The 16,102-nt window shown below is 45.9% G+C and carries 16 protein-coding genes; 2 read left to right on the forward strand and 14 right to left on the reverse strand.

The features are described from left to right. Window positions 1-222 precede the first annotated feature (222 nt). Together modB and modA are read right to left on the reverse strand one after the other, a co-directional pair. The gene (gene modB / locus MHI12_RS24355; RefSeq protein WP_405170564.1) at window positions 223-909 is read right to left on the reverse strand and encodes a molybdate ABC transporter permease subunit; all 687 of its coding nucleotides are present in this window, start codon (window positions 907-909) and stop codon (window positions 223-225) included. Beyond that, window positions 906-1,778, reverse strand: coding sequence for a molybdate ABC transporter substrate-binding protein (modA, locus tag MHI12_RS24360; RefSeq protein WP_405170565.1), 873 nt, complete (start codon window positions 1,776-1,778; stop codon window positions 906-908). The genes modB and modA overlap by 4 nt, the downstream gene beginning before the upstream one ends. 237 nt (window positions 1,779-2,015) lie before the next feature. Between modA and MHI12_RS24365 the strand changes: the two genes are divergently transcribed. Continuing rightward, window positions 2,016-3,059: a substrate-binding domain-containing protein gene (locus MHI12_RS24365; RefSeq protein ID WP_405170566.1), complete on the forward strand. Its 1,044-nt coding sequence runs from the start codon at window positions 2,016-2,018 to the stop codon at window positions 3,057-3,059. A gap of 143 nt (window positions 3,060-3,202) precedes the next feature. On the opposite strand, the gene MHI12_RS24370 is transcribed toward MHI12_RS24365, so the two are convergent. Beyond that, window positions 3,203-5,275, reverse strand: coding sequence for a beta-galactosidase (locus MHI12_RS24370; protein WP_405170567.1), 2,073 nt, complete (start codon window positions 5,273-5,275; stop codon window positions 3,203-3,205). Between the two features lie 175 nt (window positions 5,276-5,450). Here MHI12_RS24370 and MHI12_RS24375 point away from each other — a divergent pair, with 175 nt between their 5' ends. Beyond that, window positions 5,451-6,308, forward strand: a complete 858-nt coding sequence (locus tag MHI12_RS24375; RefSeq protein ID WP_405170568.1) for an AraC family transcriptional regulator — start codon at window positions 5,451-5,453, stop codon at window positions 6,306-6,308. 74 nt (window positions 6,309-6,382) lie between these two features. Here the strand turns inward: MHI12_RS24375 and MHI12_RS24380 are convergent, their stop codons facing one another. The 11 genes from MHI12_RS24380 to opp1B all read right to left on the reverse strand — a co-directional run bounded on the left by MHI12_RS24380 (window position 6,383) and on the right by opp1B (window position 16,032). Next, window positions 6,383-6,616 carry a helix-turn-helix transcriptional regulator gene (locus tag MHI12_RS24380; protein WP_036605834.1) on the reverse strand — a complete coding sequence of 78 codons (234 nt, stop codon included), beginning with the start codon at window positions 6,614-6,616 and terminating at the stop codon, window positions 6,383-6,385. 9 nt (window positions 6,617-6,625) lie between these two features. Next, a complete protein-coding gene (locus tag MHI12_RS24385; protein ID WP_405170569.1) occupies window positions 6,626-7,102 on the reverse strand; it encodes a DUF2975 domain-containing protein in 477 nt (158 codons plus the stop codon). 280 nt (window positions 7,103-7,382) lie between these two features. Further along, window positions 7,383-7,721, reverse strand: a complete 339-nt coding sequence (locus MHI12_RS24390) for a DUF3024 domain-containing protein (RefSeq protein WP_405170570.1) — start codon at window positions 7,719-7,721, stop codon at window positions 7,383-7,385. A gap of 113 nt (window positions 7,722-7,834) precedes the next feature. Next, entirely contained in the window at window positions 7,835-8,104 is a 270-nt protein-coding gene (gene rpsN / locus MHI12_RS24395; protein ID WP_036605831.1) for a 30S ribosomal protein S14, read from the reverse strand. A 318-nt stretch (window positions 8,105-8,422) separates the two neighbouring features. Further along, window positions 8,423-9,619, reverse strand: coding sequence for a GTP-binding protein (locus MHI12_RS24400; protein WP_405170571.1), 1,197 nt, complete (start codon window positions 9,617-9,619; stop codon window positions 8,423-8,425). 571 nt (window positions 9,620-10,190) lie between these two features. After that, the gene (gene cntE / locus MHI12_RS24405; RefSeq protein WP_405170572.1) at window positions 10,191-11,423 is read right to left on the reverse strand and encodes a staphylopine family metallophore export MFS transporter CntE; all 1,233 of its coding nucleotides are present in this window, start codon (window positions 11,421-11,423) and stop codon (window positions 10,191-10,193) included. Window positions 11,424-11,452: 29 nt separating this feature from the next. Further along, window positions 11,453-12,646 carry a staphylopine family metallophore export MFS transporter CntE gene (gene cntE, locus MHI12_RS24410; RefSeq protein ID WP_405170573.1) on the reverse strand — a complete coding sequence of 398 codons (1,194 nt, stop codon included), beginning with the start codon at window positions 12,644-12,646 and terminating at the stop codon, window positions 11,453-11,455. A 14-nt stretch (window positions 12,647-12,660) separates the two neighbouring features. Next, complete coding sequence (locus tag MHI12_RS24415) at window positions 12,661-13,413, reverse strand: ABC transporter ATP-binding protein (protein WP_405170574.1); 753 nt, start codon at window positions 13,411-13,413, stop codon at window positions 12,661-12,663. Beyond that, entirely contained in the window at window positions 13,414-14,223 is an 810-nt protein-coding gene (gene cntD, locus MHI12_RS24420; protein ID WP_405170575.1) for a staphylopine uptake ABC transporter ATP-binding protein CntD, read from the reverse strand. Continuing rightward, window positions 14,204-15,100 carry a staphylopine uptake ABC transporter permease subunit CntC gene (gene cntC / locus MHI12_RS24425; protein ID WP_405170576.1) on the reverse strand — a complete coding sequence of 299 codons (897 nt, stop codon included), beginning with the start codon at window positions 15,098-15,100 and terminating at the stop codon, window positions 14,204-14,206. The genes cntD and cntC overlap by 20 nt, the downstream gene beginning before the upstream one ends. Continuing rightward, window positions 15,100-16,032 carry a nickel/cobalt ABC transporter permease gene (gene opp1B, locus MHI12_RS24430; protein WP_405170577.1) on the reverse strand — a complete coding sequence of 311 codons (933 nt, stop codon included), beginning with the start codon at window positions 16,030-16,032 and terminating at the stop codon, window positions 15,100-15,102. Before opp1B ends, cntC begins: the two co-directional genes overlap by 1 nt. Window positions 16,033-16,102 lie beyond the last annotated feature (70 nt).

Below are 16,102 nucleotides of genomic sequence, written 5' to 3' on the forward strand. Positions count from 1 at the left end.
ACAGGATCAAGCCCACTGAAAGCGAGTGCTAAACGATTAAATTTGGGGAAAATTTTTATTTTTTTATGTTAAAATAGCTTTACATTTCCATTAAGACCAATTTGGCAGGATATTGATATTGGTACATATGAAATTGGTAATAAAAAACCGCGTTAAGGAAAAAAGTTCTTTCCTCAAAACGGATTTTTCATCATTTTATATATAATATTAACACATATCAAATTAGTCATTTTTGCCATCTCGCTGCTGTCTGGTCATCAGTAACATGAGAAACGAGATGATGATAATGGAGACAGTCCACGCCCAGGCCATGGTCTGATTGCCCGAATCCACAGCGACATAGATTGCCGTGGGTACCGTTTGTGTTTTGCCCGGAATATTGCCTGCAATCATCAGTGTCGCACCAAATTCGCCGAGTGCCCGGGCAAAGCCCAGGATGAAGGCGGTCATCAATGCTCTGCCTGCGAGCGGCAAGGAAATGTAACGAAAGACCTGCCACTCATTCGCCCCAATCGAACGACCCGCATCCTCCAGATCACGATCCACACCACTGAATCCCGATTTCATCGTCTGATACACAAGTGGAAAAGCAACTACCACCGAAGCAATCACCGCAGCCCACCAGGTGAAAATAACCGGTGCGGAGAATATGGCTTCAATCCATTGTCCAAACAGACTTTTACGCCCCAGTATGACAAGTAACAGAAATCCAACCACCGTCGGGGGAAGGACTAGCGGCAGCATAAATGCCGTTTCCAGCAGAATTTTTCCCCGAAATGAAGAACGTGACATCTTCCAGGCTATCGCAATTCCGAGCACAGTGGCCACTACGCTGGATAATAACGCAACCTGAAGCGATAAGCGCACCGGTGACCAGAATACGGACCAGTCTATGACGTTCACATTCATTCCGGAATTGTAAATCCGTATTTCGCGAAGATATCGAGTACTTCAGGGGTTTGTAAATACGCATAGAATTGTTCGGCCTCTGTACGGTGTTTGGTTCCTTCAATAATGCCTATTGGATAATTGGCTGGTGTGTAGCTGTTCTTGTCCACCTCAAACGCAATTTTCACCTGATCCGAAGTAAGAGCATCCGTTTTATATACAAATCCTGCATCTGCATTACCCGTCTCTACATATTGAAGAACCTGTCTAACGTCTTTCCCCTGCACAAGTTTGCTTTCCAGTTCATCCCACAGCTTGGCATTGGTCAGAGCTTCCTTGGCATAGGTTCCCGCAGGAACACTTTCCGGAATTCCAATGGCTACCGTCTTGATGGAGTCGCTGGTGAGATCCGTTTCACTGGTTACTGTGTGGGTCCCATCTGCTGGTACTATGGCCACCAGTGAATTCTGTAGCAGATTCTTCTGATCGCCCGATGCAATCAGGTTTTTATCCACTAGCGCATTCATATTTTTTGTTGCCGCCGATACAAAGACATCAGCCGGGGCACCCTGTTCAATCTGCTGTTGCAAGGCACCCGAGGCGCCAAAGTTAAAATTAAGTTCTATATAAGGATTAGCTAACTCATAATTGGTTTCAATCTCTTTCATCGCATCGGTCAGACTGGCCGCCGCAGAGATTGTCAGATCTACCGTTTCCTGCGGATCGTTATTTCCTGCTGATGAACTTTCACCTGATGCCGCTGGCGTTGAGGTCGTTTGTTCTGCACCCGTGGATGTATCCGTAGTGCCCGTGTTTGCGCCGCAACCAGCCAATACAAGAGCCAGTCCCAGTGACATACTTCCCAACACATATCCGATTCTCTTTCTCATTCATTTCTCCCCCAACGTTATCTTTAGATATAACTAGTTATAATTGATTATATCTAATTATACACAAGACAAAAAAAATAGGAAGGTGATTAAGATCACATTTGATTTTTGTTATCTGTCCTATGCGTGTATTGCGTGTTCTCAGGTTTATGGCATCCCTCAATTAATGATATAGTACAAGAAACATTCATAATAAAACCATAATTGCTCTATACCTTTGAAGGAGGATCTTCACTTATGACGGAGGAGCAATCCTACACAACCGAAGAAATATCCAAGCTGCTCAAAATATCGAAACTGACGGTCTATGACCTAATCAAAAAAGGAGACCTCGTCGCATACCGTGTAGGTAAACAAATGCGAATTGATGCAACCGATCTGGAGGCATATAAACGTCGCTCCAAGCAACTTCAGTCCTCAGCTCAGCGTATCCCGGCTCCTCATCAGACCTCGGCATCAGGAACTCAGCCAGGTCAGAGTGATTTTCAGGGAACTTCCTTACAAACGACTACACCCATTGGGTCTGCGCATGCGATTACTCCAGCAAGTTCTGCTCATGCAATGACTGCTGTATCACGGCATCTGGTCATAACAGGTCAGGATGTCAGTCTGGATATTCTAATGCGCCATATGGAAAAACAAACCCGGAACATCCGTCCGCTACGCTCGTTCATGGGAAGTCTGGATGGGCTTATCTCGATGTATCGCGGTGAGTCCGATCTGGTCAGCACTCATCTGCTCGACGGAGATACCGGTGAGTATAATCTGCCGTATATTCGCAAAATTCTGACGGGACGATCCTATGTTGTGGTGAACTTGCTATCACGTCCTGCCGGACTGTATGTACAGCGTGGCAATCCGCAGAACTTGCAGAATTGGACCGATCTGAGCAAGCCTGAACTGAGACTAGCTAATCGGGAGATAGGTTCTGGTGCGAGAGTATTACTGGATGAGCAGCTTCGGCTGCATGGAATTCCATCCGCAGGTCTGATTGGATATGAAACCGAGGAAAGCAGTCACATGGGCGTGGCTGCCAAAGTCAGTTCAGGTGAAGCTGATGTCGGAGTTGGCATTGAGAAGGCTGCGCGACTTGTGGGTCAGGTTGATTTTATCCCGCTCACTCAGGAGCGCTATGATCTGGTCATGCTCAGGAAGCAAGGTAATGAAGCTTGGACAGAATCTGTACTACGAATTCTCCAATCGCCGGAGTTCAGGCAGGAACTCCAATCATTCGAGGGATATGATGTATCCCGGACAGGTGAAATTTTGTACGAAGCATAGTTATACAAAATACAGCCAAAAACACTCATGCTCAATGGATGTTACACATCACATCATGCATATACAAAACGCCTTGCAATGGCTGCAAGGCGTTTTTGGTGTTTCTTTATATATATAACGCATGATATTGATGAATGGATTCCTTATTGTGGCAAATCGATCTCAAAAATGAACACACCATACGCGGGCATGTTGATCTCATTCTGAAGTGTTGTACCGGACAGTAACTCTTTTGCTTGCTTCTTAAGCTTAATGAGTACTTGTTGATCCGAGTAGTTGAGTAAAAATACATAAGCATTATCCTCACCAGAACGGATACCAAGTTCAACTTCAGACGGTACCTCTACCAGGTCACCCACTGGTGAAGATAGCCCTATTTCATCTAGAATAGCATCTACGACCGGTTCATTGTAAGCCGCACCATAATACCATACCTGCCCCTGACCTACCACACGTTTGGTCAATGCAGGACTACCTGCATAATATTCGGATGTATACTCAGCCATGACCTGCACGTCAGAATGCTCCACATGAAGAACTTCGTTAAATCCGGCCGTTGACGTTCCCTCCTGAAGTCGCTCACTCGCCCCACTCCATTGCAGTTTGGCTGCTGGAATGGTTCCTTTGATTAATGTAAAGTCCTCTACGGTTACACCACACAACTCAGCGACAGCCCCAGGGAACGGTCTCATATAACAATGTCCCTTGAGATCCTTATAGCCGGTGCGGGCACCGAAAAACAGGATTCCACCTTGACTGACATAGGCTTGGAGAAGTTCTGCTGTCTCGTCTGTCATGATGGCCGGGTGAGCATAGATGATCACCTTATATTCGGATAACTCTTCCAGTGTTGTCGTTGGTTGCAGTGTAACCATGTCCGTCGGAATATGACGATACTGGAGCTGCTTATACCAGGAGCGTACACTCTGTTGCTGAAGCGGGCCGTGCCACTCGTCCAACTCTCCGTCCCAGATGTTATCGTAATCCTGCAGGATCGCAACGTCGGCTTGATATGTAGTGCCCGCAATAACACGCCCGATCTTGGCAAACTCTTCCCCTATTTGTGCAACCTCGCGTACCCTTCTGTTGGGTTGATTATGGTAATCATTGATGCCATGCCAGTACATCTCGGTGCCAAATGTTGCCGTCCGCCAACGGAAGTAGACGAGCAGATCTGTTCCGTGAAGAACAGATTGATACGACCATAATCGGATCTGCCCCGGTCTTGGCGTACCCATGCCTATACTGTCAACCCAGCCTCCTGGCCCAGACTGTTGTTCCATGACGCAGAAGTTCGGTGACATATTGCGTACGTTCGACAGTTTCATGCTCCAGGCCCGATCTTGTAATGCGTTATCGTCTGTCCCTGGGAAGATCGTGGCAAACTGCGGATACGAATCATAGGAGAAGAAATCCAACAAGTCCTCTGTCATTTCATGGTTATCCAAGTGTCCAAACGTACCGTTTGTTGTGATCCAATGTTTCGGATCCAGTTCCCGAATGATGTCCACCTGAAGCTTGGCAAATGAAATCGTATTGGCTGATATGAATCTCTTTTCATCCAATGCCAGATGAGGATTTGGCGATTGATTAACCATATTTCGGGTAAGGTGAACTTGGTCCCAGTCGGTATAGGTCTGACTCCAAAAAACAGTTCCCCAAGCCTGGTTCAGGTTCTCCAAAGATTCATAACGATCCTTTAACCATTCACGGAAGGCGACATGATCTGCCTCAGCATAGAAAACATCCATATGACAATTGAATTCGTTATCGATCTGCCATCCGATGAGAGCCGGATGATCTTTATAGGCAATCACCATATTGTGCACGATTTTCTCACATTGCTGTCTGTAGATTGGGCTGCTGTAGTTGGTATGACGCCGCATGCCGTGTTGATACAATACCCCGTCCTTATTCGCGTTTAATACTTCTGGATATTTGGATGTTAACCACGCTGGTGGAGTTGCAGTAGGTGTTCCCAAAATAACACTCAAACCGTATTGATGCGCCAGATCCAGTGCCTTCTGGAAAAAACTAAAATCGAACTGGTCTTCTTCCGGCTCAAAGATGGACCATGCAAATTCAGCCATCCGAATAACTGTGATATTCATCTCTCTCATTCTACGGAAATCGTCCTCCCACAACGCTTCCGACCAGTGCTCAGGGTAATAACAGACCCCCATTTTTAATTCATCCATTTGGATTGATTTTTCCACCTTTAATTGCCCCCTTAACCTGTCATATTGCCTCCATTCTATTGGAACCTTCACATATAATAAATGACAAGATTATGCGACTTATAATAAAATATTGTCATTGTCTAAGATTCAAATAACAGTGAGCTGAATCTATTTCAGTTCACTACATAAAAATATTGCGTTTAAATGGAGGATGCACGTGAAAGAACACATCTTTCTCCCCAAGCCGGTTTTCCCCAGACATGTATGCTTTCCCGATTTTATTGGAGGGTACAGTGACTTTCCGAAGCATCATGTGCATCGAGAATATGGCACCACTGAAATTAACTTGGATCAATGTTATAATCTGCATCTTGTACTTGAAGGTAAAGGATTCCTGGACACGGGAACCGCTTGTTATGAGCTAACGCGTGGGCAAGGATTCCTCTATGGTCCCGGTCTCAGACAAACCTACTACTCAGATTTGGATGATCCTTGGAGTATTCGTTGGATTCACTTCTACGGCATTCGTCTCGAAGAGCTGTTAAATGGAAAAGGTGTTGACGAGCCGTGGCTCTTTCAATGTTCCAACTTCCCGGTGGTTACCGCGCTCATGGATCGATTACTGGAGCTCGGAAGAGGCTATCAGGTGGAGGACGAGCACAGCATGGCAGCAACACTCTATGAACTTCTGACCCGATTGCAATCCGCAGCGAGCCAAATTAATGTTTCTTTAAATCACACTTCAGAGCGAATTCGAGAAGCAGGGAATTATATTCGTTCCCATAGTAACGAGCACATTACACTAGAACACGCTGCCGGAATTGCCGGATACAGTACAACATACTTTAGCCGAAAGTTCAGTCAGACGTTTGGAATCTCCTTCCCTGAATTCCTGATGGAATCCAGGTTATTACATGCGAAACAGCTGCTCGCGACAACCAACCTTTCCATTAAACAAATTACGCTGGAAACGGGATTTTCACAGTCAAGCTACTTCATCCGATGTTTCAAAACCCAGGAAAACGTAACGCCTATGCAATTTCGAATGATGCACAATCATACGTTATAGGCAGATGTTCCTTGAACAAGCTGACGCAAAAGAAGACTCTGCATATAACATGCAGAGTCTTCTTTGGTCATTTTTCATATAAGTTCATTTGTATCTTCGTCCTCGTCAGCCTTATATTCCAATATATCTCCAGGCTGACAATCCAGTGCTTTACAGATCGCATCCAGAGTGGATAAACGGATCGCTTTTGCTTTTCCTGTTTTTAATATGGAAATATTGGCGATTGTGATCTCAACTCTCTCTGCAAGCTCGGTAACCGTCATTTTCCGCTTTGCCAACATCACATCAATATTGATTATAATGGCCATATATTCACCTCAGACCACTAGGTCATTTTCTGATTTGATATCAATTGCTTCCTGTAACAATCTTTGGAGCACAGCGGAGAATACTGCAATGACCAATGAAGCAAAAACAGGAACCACCCCCATAAGAATGAGGCCTGGGGCGTCATCTTTCTCTGCGACAACATAAACAAATGGCAACATCACAAAATAGAGACTACTGATTACAATAGCACAATATTTTATTGTTTTTAAGGATTTCACTGACATTAGAGAGAACGCTTCATTTTTGTCGATGTAGCTCAGCAGACGGAATGCCTGGTACAGTGCAACAATAAACGGAATAACGGACACATACATAACAATCACTATGGGGTATAGTGCACCTGCATAATTCGGATTCACCGGATTGTTCGCTAACCAGGGTATGCCGAATATACATAAGGCAAGAATGGGAACACCAATAAGCAACACAGCCAATTTTAAAAAGATGGTTGTACCTCGCTTCACAAAAAGCACCTCACTTGTTTTAAGTGATATGAATTTATCACAATATTTATCGTTTTACAATAAATTTTTATTGTAAAACAGGTTTTATTTATTCTTTTGCCCGTTAAGAAAGGAAGACCAAAAGATCGCCCCCCCTCTTTGCTTCAGTGATTCTTGGACACAAAAAAAGCCCGATGCTAGCCACTGATGTCGCTAGCTTCGAACTCGGTTGCATATACGCCATATTTGTCTGAATTAACATTAATTTTTACGAATAAAATATACTCTTAACCGATCTCGCTCACGTACGCCAGAACAATCCAGCCTCATCCCGTTCCATCTGTTCGAGCACATTCTCAAAAAAATCTGAACAAGGTGTAATAACATCTACCGGGTTCCAGCTACTTTGTTCATCTCTGGCATACACCTTCCACTGATGATCTTCCCAGTAAAATCGGGCAATATGCATCTTGTCCCATTGATACCGTTCCTCCGCAGGTCTTTCTTCAGTCAGGATCAATTCATTGTGATTCATCTCATATGTCAACTTCACCATCGTACGCAGTGGCGCAGGTACCTTCTCATGAATATATCCATTCATTAAGGACTGAATTCTTCTTAGTGTAAACAAGTCCATCATGAAGATGCACATCCTTTCAGCAAAATACGCCCCTGTTCTAACCGACTCGTACAGCTTCCAGCTCACAACAACCTGCCTTCATGCAAAGGTGTCAGCTACATCCCTTGATCATTTTACCAGCTGGATTTTGTTACACCAGGAATCTGACCTTGATGAGCCAGTTCTCTGAACTTAATTCGAGATACCTTGAACTTGCGTAGATAACCCCGCGGGCGGCCTGTCACTTCGCAACGATTCTTCAAACGAGTTGGAGATGCATTCCGTGGCAATTTCTGCAAGGCTTCGTAATCCCCTTTTTCCTTCAGTTCCCGGCGCAGGTCCGCATATTTTGCCACGATCGCCTGACGTTGCTTCTCACGTACCACTTTTGATTTTTTAGCCATGAATTACAGCTCCTTATCGATTGAATTTATGTTTATTTATCTATATAAATTGAACTAAAGAATATTTACACTGCACACTCCGATGACAGAACAACCTTCCGATCGCTGTTATCCCCAGATTTTTTTGATTCCTTTTACAAAGGGTAAATCCGGGGATAGCGTATGCTTCCGATGTAGCTTTCTTGCAGAAAGCTTGTAGGCGAACGCTCCGCTTCTTCAGGTCCTTTCTGTCCTCTCCGTTTTGTGTAAATGTTTATTTCAATTTATATAGATGTGCTTATATAGCGTTACTCCAATACAGCACACGCATCTTCCGACTTATACGGCTTCCACAGGCCATGGTAGGGGATTGTCAAAATGACCCCAGTCGCCCAGCATTTCTTCGTCACTGAGCAGGCACAGGTCTAGCTCATCTTCAATACTCGCACGTTCCATTTCAATCCCAATCATGACAAGTTCCGTCTGACGATCTCCCCACTGGGCATCCCATTTCTCCAGAACAACCGGCTCGTTACGTAAAATCTCTTCTTTGTCCGCTTCCGGCAAAGCCGCTACCCAATGTCCCGCAGGACCGAACTGAATGGAAGGCCCTGCCTGACTGAGGCTTGCAGCAACATCCCCTTCAGCCGCAAGCCATACCAAACCTTTGGCACGTACCACTTCTTCCGGCCAGTAACTCATGAATTCAGCCAGACGGGATGGATGGAACGGCTTTCTACGGCGATATACAAAGGAACCAATGCCATATTCCTCGGTTTCCGGTGTATGCGACTCTTTCTCCAGCTCCTGAATCCATCCAGCGGATATGCTCACCTTCTCAAAATCAAAGCGGCCTGTATTCAGAATCTCAGACGGATTCACCTGTCCGTTCTCAGTCCGAATGATCTTGGCGTTAGGCTGTAACTTACGGATGATGCCTTCGAGCTTGTTCAGCTCGGTGTCATCGACCAGATCACATTTGTTCAGCAGCAGCACATCACAGGTTTCGATCTGATCAATCAACAAGTCTACGACGTCACGGGTGTCCTCATCTCCGGTCGCCTGATTACGATCCAGAAGACTCTGTCCTGATCCAAAATCATGCCAGAATCGATTGGCATCCACTACCGTTACCAAACAATCCAATCGGGCCAGACTAGTCAGGTCAATACCCGACTCCTCATCGGCGTATGTAAAGGTCTGTGCAACTGGAACAGGTTCACTGATGCCGGTGGATTCGATCAAAATATAATCATACTTGCCTTCGTTCACCAGCTTCTCAATCTCCTGCATCAGATCATCCCGCAAGGTGCAGCAGATACAGCCATTGGACAGCTCCACCAGCTTCTCTTCGGTTCGAGACAAGGTTGTCTCCCCCTTGACCAACGCTGCATCAATATTGACCTCACTCATGTCGTTGACGATTACGGCAACCTTAAGCCCTTGTCTGTTGTTCAACACGTGATTCAAAACCGTCGTTTTCCCTGAACCGAGGTAACCACTCAGTACGGTTACCGGCACTTGCTTTTGTGTCATAGAAATCTACTCCTTATATGTGCAGTCTGTGTAATTCGGACTTTAATAGTAATAATTACGATTAACAACGATGACTATAATCCTGTTAGACGGTCGTTGTCAAACTATTTTTGATTTCAACCTGCAAAAAAACAAAAAAAGGCTGATGACCAGCCCTTGCACTTTCGCATCCTGGGATACGTTTTGGCAAGAAGTGAGTCATAAACCTCCTCTGTAAATGTTCGCAATACATGCGGGATAGGCTAGACAGCGGACTATATCAATATAAATTAGAATTACGCCTGTACCGCGACAATTTCAACAAAACTATATAGATTGAACTGAAAATTCACACAAAACGGAGAGGACAAAAAGAACCTGAAGAAGCGGAGCTACAAGCTTTCTGCAGGAAAGCTACTTCGAAAAAGCATACACTTCGCCTACAAGCTTTCTGAAAGAAAGCTACATCGGAAGCATACGCTATCCCCGGATTTAACCTTTATAAAAAGGAATCAAAAAAATCTGGGGATAACAGCGATCGGAAGGTTGTTCTGTCATCGGAGTGATCCGTGTAAATGTTCTTTAGTTCAATTTATATAGTCACCACAGAACTGCCCTTATTGCCCGCTTCCATCCGTTGCCTGAACACCAACACCAGAACCATCGCTGCAATAGAGAGCAACGTGCAGATCATAAACATGGTCGAATACGAACTTACCTGTACAATAAGCCCCATCGCCAGTCCACCCAGAGAGAATCCAAGGTCATACGAGGACATGAAAATCCCCATGAGTACATATCTGGAATCCGCAGGCAACACAAAAGACAGATATGTGGTTAGTGTTGGATACAACAATGCCAGGGCAAAGCCGCTGAAAACCGCGGAGAGATATACCAGTGGCCCGATGGTTTCTATTAGACTGAGCAACTGGGTTCCCAGTGCTGCACACAGCATCAGTCCTACCATCAGCCAGGTATTCCAGCTACCATCAGACGGGATTTTTTTACGCAAAATAAACCTGCAGAGGATTACAACCAATCCCTGAATCGTCAGAAATACGCCTGCACTCGCCATTCCGGTGGATACCATATACAGGGGAAGAAAGGTCGCTGTTGCCCCAAAAACGCAGGACGCAAACAGCATCACCACACTACTGAGCAGCAGTGGCGTACTGCGCCAGATGCCTCCGAATGAACGAAACATATCACCCAAGGTATACGATTTGTTCTGCACGGTACTACGCGGCAGATCCACATTGTACCCGATCAAAAGTGGCAGAGCCGCCAGTCCAATCATCAGTAGCGTAAACGCCAGATCACTGGCATTTTCCCAGATTTGTATGGCGAGGATCGGAATGACCAGAGAAGGAACCATCGTAAACAGGGTGTACATGGACAACCCTTGGGCCCGGTCTTTGTCCTCCAGCTTTTCCACAATGCCTGCCTGCATCGTCATGGAGAAAAAAGCCGTAGCCACCCCTTGCAGGGCTCGCAACCACAGATACGTCTCCACATCAAAAACAACAAACAGCAGTAGCGTGCCCGCATGCAAAAGCAATAACCATTGCATCACTCGAAGTGGACCATACTTGCCCAGCAGCTGTGCTGCAAAAGGTCTCAAGAGCATACAGGTGAACATATATGCCCCCATCATCAGACCAATCTCAGCCTGGTTCAATCCGGCGGCCTCGCTTCGCAAAGGCAGAATAATCGTCAAAGCTGAATTCGCTGCAAAAAATAAAAAGGCCAGCATATAAAACCGGATAAACGAAAAGGATACCGGATTTAATTTCCCATTGGATGTTGCCGTCATTGAAGACTTCAAACGTTCGTCACCACTTTCTCTTCTGGCAGTCAACTCACAGATGTACCTGTAACGGGTCTCCGCCGTTCATAGGCAAAAACGATCATTACCGCTCCTAGGATAGCACACATCATGTACATAAATGAATAGGAAGAGAAGTCAGCGACGGGACCCATAATCACACCACCCAGAGAAATACCCAGATCCGCCATCGCGATAAATAAACCGATCAGGACGTTCCGGTTCAGTTTAGGCAAGACAAAAGATAAATAGGTCGTGAGTGTCGGATACAGGATCGCCTGACCGATTCCCATGAATACAGCGCCCACATAGAAAAAGACCACCCCGCCTGTCACGGCAAAACTAACACACTGCGCAGCTACGGCGAGCAGACACATGGTGCCCATCATGAAAGGAGAATGCCAACTGCCATCGGAAGGAATCCTTTTTCGAAGCATAATTCGAGCCAGCACCACCGTTCCTGCCTGAAGCATCAGATATACGCCGGCATTCCCGTTTGGTACTTGGCTCGCATACAGCGGAATAAAGGTGGTAATCGCGCCAAATACAACGGAAGCAGCAAGCATTAACACACTGCAACGAAATAAATGTGGATTCTTCACCAACTGACCAAAGGATTCCCACATACTCACGTTCTGCTCCGAAAGATTCTCAGCAGGCTGCTCCTTGTTTGGTTCCATTTTGGCGGTATATCCGAAGACGCCTGTACAGACGGCAATGCCGATCAGAACCACTGTAAAATAATCCATGCCTCCCGCCTGCCATATCCCTAATGCGAGCACAGGTCCCACGATCCCCGGTATGTAACTGAACAGCGAATAATACGAAATGCCCTGTGACCGATCTTTCTCCGGAAGTGCATCAATAATGCCAATCTGCAAGGCCATGGAGAAAAACGCTGTGGATACACCCTGCAAAATACGAGCAAGCAAATAACCGCCAAGTCCCGTAAAGGTATATAAAATCAGGGCAAAGCCATTGATGATCAGAATTAGACGCAATATTTTGATCGGACCCTGCTTTTGAATAATCCGACCTGCCCAGGGTCTGAAGAAAATCGTTGTGAACATATAAGCGCCCATGATCAGTCCAATCGTTGTACCGCTCGCACCCAAGGACTCCCCTTGTAATGGGATGATCACGTTAAGAATGGCATTGGCACTGAAATATAGAAGAACCAATATGTACAAGCGCAGAAAAGGCCAAGACATCGCTCCACTCACAATGGGTGTTCCCCCTAAAATGGTATTAAATGCTTCAATAATTGCTTCGCATAGTCGGACTGTACATCCTTGAGTTGCTTGGTCGGAACGATCTCTACAACCTGTCCCTCTCTGAAAATGATCACCCTGTCACAGATATAAGCTGCCGCCTGTATATCATGTGTGATAAAGACATAACTCAGCTTGTAGATTTCCTTAAGCTCTTTCAACAATTGCAACACCTGAATCTGAACAGACACGTCCAGTGAGCTGATCGCTTCATCAAACACAATGCATTTAGTGGCGGTGGAGATAGCTCTGGCAATGCACACTCTCTGAGCCTCCCCGCCGGATAATTCATGCGGATATTTGGATCTATAGGAAGGGTCCAGTCCAACTTGGTTCAGCAACAGATCCACCTTCTCTGAGTTGCCCTGATCCTTTCGCAGCTTTTGCTGTGCTTGCATCGGTTCCATAATAGCAGCTTCCACGGTAAGAAATGGATTGATAGAGGACGTATAATTTTGAAAAACGGCGCTAATGTTACCCATCCGTACACGTCGATCCTGTACGTCTTTACCATCGAACAAGATCGTTCCACGATCCGGGCGTTCAATGCCCAGAATCAGACGACCCAACGTAGATTTACCACTTCCGCTTTCACCGATGATACCGAGACACTCGCCCTGCTGGCATTCAAAGGTAACCTGTTTCAATACCTGTTGTTTGTACTTGGAGAACAGTCCGCCTTGGTTATATGATTTTTCGATACCTTCCACCTTTAGCATCTATGAGTCCCCCTGCATCAACGCCTTAAAATGATTGCTCAGCTCCAGTCGGGTAGAGACCAGATACTGCGTATAGGCATGCTTCGGCTCTGTCAAAACAGAATGCATGCTGCCGCGCTCTACGATCTCGCCGTCCTTCATGACCATCACGTCATCTGCAATCTTCTGAACGACGCCGAGATCATGGGAGATGAACATCATGGAACAGCCCATGCGTTCACGTAATTGAATCAATTGCTCCACCACTTCATATTGAGAGATTGTATCCAGTGCCGTTGTCGGCTCATCCGCAATAATGAGATCGGGCTCAAGCACCAACGCCAGTGCAATCATGATTCGTTGCAGCATTCCACCGGACAGCTGATGTGGATATTGATTCAAAATCTCGCGTGGGTTTCTGAGCATGACGCTTTCCATGGCATGGATGATTTTCTGTTCAATCTCGCGGGTGTTCCAGCCAAAATGCTGCTGAAGCGTCTCCCGGATATGCACACCAATGACACAGGAAGGATCAAATGCACTCATGCCATTCTGCAAAATCATACACAGATGCTTGCCCCGCTTACGCCGCATCTCCGGTTCCGAAAGCTGGTTCAGGTCTTCGCCCTGAAATAACATTGTGCCCGATTGGCGAATCCATGGCTTGTTCAGTCGCATGATAGCCCTGCACGTGACAGACTTACCGCTTCCACTTTCCCCCACGATGGCCATACAGCTTCCCTGTTTAACTTCGAATGAACTGTCATGAATGATCACTCTACCTGTATTGGTATCCCATACTTTCAAATGTTCAACCTCGACTATATTCATAAGCAGCCTTTCTCACCTCACTTTCGTAAGACTTGTCAGACTTACCTTGAGAGGTCATCAATTTGGGGTCCAGAGCCACTTGAAGCGCATCCGATAGAAAATTAAAAGCAGACACCACCACCACAATGGCCAGGCCCGGTGCCAACATCAATTCAGGTCTGGAGAACATGACTTCCCTCGCCTCATTGAGCATCATGCCCCACTCCGCATGCGGAGCCTGAATGCCAAGCCCCAGAAAGGAAAGGCCGGAGATCTGCAACATCATTGAACACATGGAACCACTGGCAATGACGGCAATATCGGCAAAGGTAACCGGAACAATATGTTTGGTTATAATTCTCAGATTAGGCGTGCCGGAGGCTTTAGCGTATTTTACATAATCCATATCGGAGAATTGCATCACAGATGTTCGAATAACGCGGGCAAACCAGGCCCATTTCATCCACACAAAGGCAATCAAAATATTCTCCAGTCCTGCACCCAAAATGCCAACCACCGCCAGTGTCATCACGTACCCGGGAAAAGACAGCATAATGTCACAGACTCTCATAATCCATGCATCCACTTTCCCCTTGAAGTAACCCGCAATGAATCCAACAATGGCCCCGATCAGAACAGATAGACTGAGCGCAACCAGAACCCATAACACACTTGGACGGATGCCATAGATAAGCCGGGATAATACACATCTGCCCAGATGATCATTGCCTAATAGATACTCCCAGGACGAGGAGGCATAACGAAGCTTCATGTTCACTTGTCCAGGATCATGCGGCGCAATAAGCGGAGCCAGTATGCCCGCCATAAGCGTGGCGATAATCACCACCAAAGAGGTCAACGCAAGCTTGTCTTTGCGCAGATTTTTCAATATTCGCATCAGAATTCCTTTCTCAACCGGGGATTCATCGCCGCATTAATGATGTCGGATAACGTGTTAAACAACACAAAGGTGACAGCCAACATCAGAACATACGCCTGAATAATCGGAAAATCCCTGCTTAAAATGGATTTCACACTGAGCCTACCGAGCCCCGGCCAGGCAAATACATTTTCAATGACCACCGTACTGCCCAACACGATCGGGATTGCCATGCAAAAGATGGACACGGCCACCTGTAATGAATTTCTTAGAATATGCAGGGTAACTTTCTTCTCGCTCAGACCACTTGCCCGTGCATATAACACATAGTCCTCATTCATATTGCTCAGCATGGAACTTCGAACCGTTCGGAAATAAATGCCTGTATAACTCACCGTGATCACAATCACCGGTAGAATGTAGCTTCGATACGAGTCCATACCACTGGTAGGTAACAGGTCCAGCTTGACGGAAAAATACCAAATCATCATGGCTGCAAGCCAGTAGGATGGCATGGCGGTAAGGAAAAAGGAAATACCTCTGACCGATCGATCCAGCAACTTGCCTTCTCTCATGGCACAGATCACACCCAGCAGAATGGACAGCGCAATAATGAATACCGATGAGACAAGTGTTAACTTCAATGTGTTCATAAAAGCAGGGCCCATCAATGACCACACGGGTTCACCAGATACATAAGAGTTGCCAAAGTCCAACTGCACAACAGCCATGATCCAGTTCACATACTGGATCATGAACGACTGACCGAATCCTAGCTCTTCATTCGTTTGCGTGATCAGTTCATCCGTAATCTGCGGAACTTCCTGTGCCTGTAACACAACAACCGCCGGGTCCAAGGGAGATAGATTAATCAGGACAAACGTTATAAATGAAATGATAATCAGTAAAGGGATGGTTAACAGAATCCTTTTGACGATATAACTTCCCATATCCATCTCCGCTCTATTTAAATTGAACTAAACAATATTTACACTACACTCCGATGACAGAACAACCTTC

It is taken from the genome of Paenibacillus sp. FSL H8-0280 (assembly GCF_045040665.1).
Taxonomy (GTDB): Bacteria; Bacillota; Bacilli; order Paenibacillales; family Paenibacillaceae; genus Paenibacillus; species Paenibacillus xylanexedens_A.

Coding starts and splice junctions, on each gene's coding strand:
- modB (WP_405170564.1), bottom strand. CDS start 909: ATGAATGTGAACGTCATAGACTGGTCCGTATTCTGGTCACCGGTGCGC.
- modA (WP_405170565.1), bottom strand. CDS start 1,778: ATGAGAAAGAGAATCGGATATGTGTTGGGAAGTATGTCACTGGGACTG.
- MHI12_RS24365 (WP_405170566.1), top strand. CDS start 2,016: ATGACGGAGGAGCAATCCTACACAACCGAAGAAATATCCAAGCTGCTC.
- MHI12_RS24375 (WP_405170568.1), top strand. CDS start 5,451: ATGCACGTGAAAGAACACATCTTTCTCCCCAAGCCGGTTTTCCCCAGA.
- MHI12_RS24380 (WP_036605834.1), bottom strand. CDS start 6,616: ATGGCCATTATAATCAATATTGATGTGATGTTGGCAAAGCGGAAAATG.
- MHI12_RS24390 (WP_405170570.1), bottom strand. CDS start 7,721: ATGATGGACTTGTTTACACTAAGAAGAATTCAGTCCTTAATGAATGGA.
- rpsN (WP_036605831.1), bottom strand. CDS start 8,104: ATGGCTAAAAAATCAAAAGTGGTACGTGAGAAGCAACGTCAGGCGATC.
- MHI12_RS24400 (WP_405170571.1), bottom strand. CDS start 9,619: ATGACACAAAAGCAAGTGCCGGTAACCGTACTGAGTGGTTACCTCGGT.
- MHI12_RS24415 (WP_405170574.1), bottom strand. CDS start 13,413: ATGCTAAAGGTGGAAGGTATCGAAAAATCATATAACCAAGGCGGACTG.
- cntD (WP_405170575.1), bottom strand. CDS start 14,223: ATGAATATAGTCGAGGTTGAACATTTGAAAGTATGGGATACCAATACA.
- cntC (WP_405170576.1), bottom strand. CDS start 15,100: ATGCGAATATTGAAAAATCTGCGCAAAGACAAGCTTGCGTTGACCTCT.
- opp1B (WP_405170577.1), bottom strand. CDS start 16,032: ATGGGAAGTTATATCGTCAAAAGGATTCTGTTAACCATCCCTTTACTG.